Annotated in this window: 6 protein-coding genes; all 6 read right to left on the minus strand. The window is 73.9% G+C overall.

Features of this window, described 5'->3' with window-relative positions; translation table 11 throughout:
• Position 1 precedes the first annotated feature (1 nt).
• The 6 genes from DAA34_RS11960 to DAA34_RS11985 all read right to left on the minus strand — a co-directional run bounded on the left by DAA34_RS11960 (position 2) and on the right by DAA34_RS11985 (position 2,042).
• Entirely contained in the window at positions 2–199 is a 198-nt protein-coding gene (locus DAA34_RS11960) for a hypothetical protein (RefSeq protein ID WP_106820195.1), read from the minus strand.
• Positions 196–411, minus strand: coding sequence for a hypothetical protein (locus DAA34_RS11965; protein ID WP_106820197.1), 216 nt, complete (start codon positions 409–411; stop codon positions 196–198). The genes DAA34_RS11960 and DAA34_RS11965 overlap by 4 nt, the downstream gene beginning before the upstream one ends.
• The gene (locus tag DAA34_RS11970) at positions 408–605 is read right to left on the minus strand and encodes a hypothetical protein (protein ID WP_106820199.1); all 198 of its coding nucleotides are present in this window, start codon (positions 603–605) and stop codon (positions 408–410) included. Before DAA34_RS11970 ends, DAA34_RS11965 begins: the two co-directional genes overlap by 4 nt.
• Before the next feature lie 97 nt (positions 606–702).
• Positions 703–1,182: a hypothetical protein gene (locus tag DAA34_RS11975; RefSeq protein ID WP_106820201.1), complete on the minus strand. Its 480-nt coding sequence runs from the start codon at positions 1,180–1,182 to the stop codon at positions 703–705.
• A 3-nt stretch (positions 1,183–1,185) separates the two neighbouring features.
• Positions 1,186–1,473 carry a hypothetical protein gene (locus DAA34_RS11980; protein WP_106820204.1) on the minus strand — a complete coding sequence of 96 codons (288 nt, stop codon included), beginning with the start codon at positions 1,471–1,473 and terminating at the stop codon, positions 1,186–1,188.
• Complete coding sequence (locus DAA34_RS11985) at positions 1,470–2,042, minus strand: hypothetical protein (RefSeq protein WP_158707746.1); 573 nt, start codon at positions 2,040–2,042, stop codon at positions 1,470–1,472. Before DAA34_RS11985 ends, DAA34_RS11980 begins: the two co-directional genes overlap by 4 nt.
• Positions 2,043–2,175 lie beyond the last annotated feature (133 nt).

Consider the following 2,175-nt stretch of genomic DNA (forward strand, 5'->3'; position numbering starts at 1 on the left):
GTCATCGGGTGGTTCCCTTCGGGTGTCGGGTGGGTGGCTGGAAGCGGAGGACGGTGGACCCGGACGGGACGGGTCTGGTCTTCGGTGCGGCGAGGTGGGGCGGGACAGCCCGGGCGGCGGCGATCGCGGCGCGCTCCGCGTCGATCGCGGATGCCACGAGGGACGGCGGCAGCACGGGCCCGGTGTCCTGGTGGGTCAAGACTGGGCTCCTCGCGCGGTGACGAGCTCGGCGACGCGGATCTCGGTGGCCGCGTCGCGGAGCGCGACCAGCGCCGTCGCGAGGGGCGCGCACGCGGCGGCCGCGGCGTGGTGAGAGCCTGCGTCGTGCAGCGCGGTTGTGGCCTCAGCGATGACGTTGTCCAGGCACGTCCGGATCACGGCCAGGTCCGGGACTGTGGGGGTGACCGTCATGCGACGCGCTCCACCGTCAGCGGGCGGACGACCGAGCTGTCCAGGTCCGGGATGTGCGGGCACACGATCGGGTCGGACTGCGACGAGCGGACCACCCACGACCCGCACGAGCAGCGCGTGATCCGGTCCAGGACCCGCCGCTGACGCCGGGAAAGACCGTCGGGGCCGCGGCGGTGCTCGCTGCGGCGGGTCATCGGGTGCCCCCGGTCCTGTCGGCGAGCCAGCACGCCGCGCACAGCAGGGCCATCCCGAGCAGGCACGTCTGCGGCGGGATGGCGGTCATGAGGTCCATCACGACCGGTCACCCCCAGCGCGGCGGCGCGGGCGGTGCGCCTCGGCCAGGACAGCCGCGAGACGCTGCCGATCGAGGCGGCGGACCCGGGCCGGGCGGCCGTTGTTGTTGCTCTTCGAACCCGCGGTCGTGGTCCACCCGATCGACACGAGCACCCCACGCGCCGCGAGCGCGTTGACGGTGGCGCCGATGGTGGCCGGGTAGACGGTGGACTGGCCGTTGCCGTCGGTGAGCCTGGTGCGGAGTTGGTTGGGGTCGACGCGGTCGTTGTCGGCGTCGGCGGTCGCGATGATCGCGTTGATGACCCGGGCGCGGTCGGCGGCGTGGATCGGGTCGCCGTCGATGAGGGCGAGGAGGCTCGCGGTGGTCTGGTCGACCGGCGCCCACGCCGGGGCTGTGGTGTGGTGGTCGAGGTGGAGCGGTTCCTGGCCGGGGACGTGCTCGTGGGCCGGGAACTCCGCGGTCGTCGTGGTGGTCATCGGTCACTCACCCCGGACCATGAACACCGGCCAGGCGAGGACCTCGTCGGCAACGCCGTCCGCGAGGGTCAGCGTCTCCACCGGGTCTGTCGCGGTGACGCACCACACCGCTGTCGACGGGACACCGATCGCGGACAGGCCGACCGACGCGAGGAACGGTTTCCCGTCAGCGTCCATGCCCGCGCCGTGCCGGGTCGTCCGCACGTCGTCCAGGCCGTGGGACGTCAGCCAGTCCGCGAGCTCGGTGGCGTCGCCGATCATGTCGATGGTGGGGAGGGTGACGTCGCTCATCGGGCCACCTCCACGAAGCGCCCGGTGTAGGAGCGGCCGTCGGCGATCGCGGTGACGAGTTCCTCGACCTCGTAGCGGGCGCCCGGGTCGGCGGCCGCGGCCTTGACCAGGTCGTGGCCGTACTGGACCGCGGCGGGCCCGTGGACCGCTCCGCCGGTGAAGTTGACGACGGCGCTGGTCGCACCAGAGCCGAACCCGGCGCGCCACACCGCGGAGAGCTGGTCCACGGTGACCGTCCGGAGCTGCGGCGGCGGTGGCGCGTCGAGGTCCACCGCGGGGGCCGTGGGGGTGTCGAGCCACCGGTACAGGTCCGCCGAGCGGTCCGCGACCGTGAGCGCGGCCCGGGCCCGGGCGGTGGCGACCTCGAGGCGCGCCTGCTCATTGCTCGGGACCCACCGGAGGCGAGCCGCGCGGGCGACGCGGGCGCGGAGCGCGGCGGCGAGGTCGGGGTCTGAGGCCAGCCCGCGGGCGGGGGAGCCGTCACCGGCGCGGGACGCCTTCACGACGAGCCGGTCGATGTGCCTGGCGAGGGACCTGCCGCTGCCTCTTATACTCATCTCCGAGCCCACGCGACGGGCTCCCGGGCCGACTCGGCGCTACGGAGGGACCGGGCATGGGCAAGGACGTCGACGTCCAGAGCTACACGCGCGAGGATCGGCAGCGCCACCGGGAGAAGGTCCACCAGAACCTCGACGTGTTCGA

This window comes from Janibacter massiliensis (assembly GCF_900289115.1).
GTDB classification, from domain to species: Bacteria; Actinomycetota; Actinomycetes; order Actinomycetales; family Dermatophilaceae; genus Janibacter_A; species Janibacter_A massiliensis.

What these genes read in the sequence shown, in the direction of transcription:
- DAA34_RS11965 (WP_106820197.1), bottom strand. Translation starts at nt 411, where the DNA reads ATGACGGTCACCCCCACAGTCCCGGACCTGGCCGTGATCCGGACGTGC.
- DAA34_RS11970 (WP_106820199.1), bottom strand. Translation starts at nt 605, where the DNA reads ATGACCCGCCGCAGCGAGCACCGCCGCGGCCCCGACGGTCTTTCCCGG.
- DAA34_RS11975 (WP_106820201.1), bottom strand. Translation starts at nt 1,182, where the DNA reads ATGACCACCACGACGACCGCGGAGTTCCCGGCCCACGAGCACGTCCCC.
- DAA34_RS11980 (WP_106820204.1), bottom strand. Translation starts at nt 1,473, where the DNA reads ATGAGCGACGTCACCCTCCCCACCATCGACATGATCGGCGACGCCACC.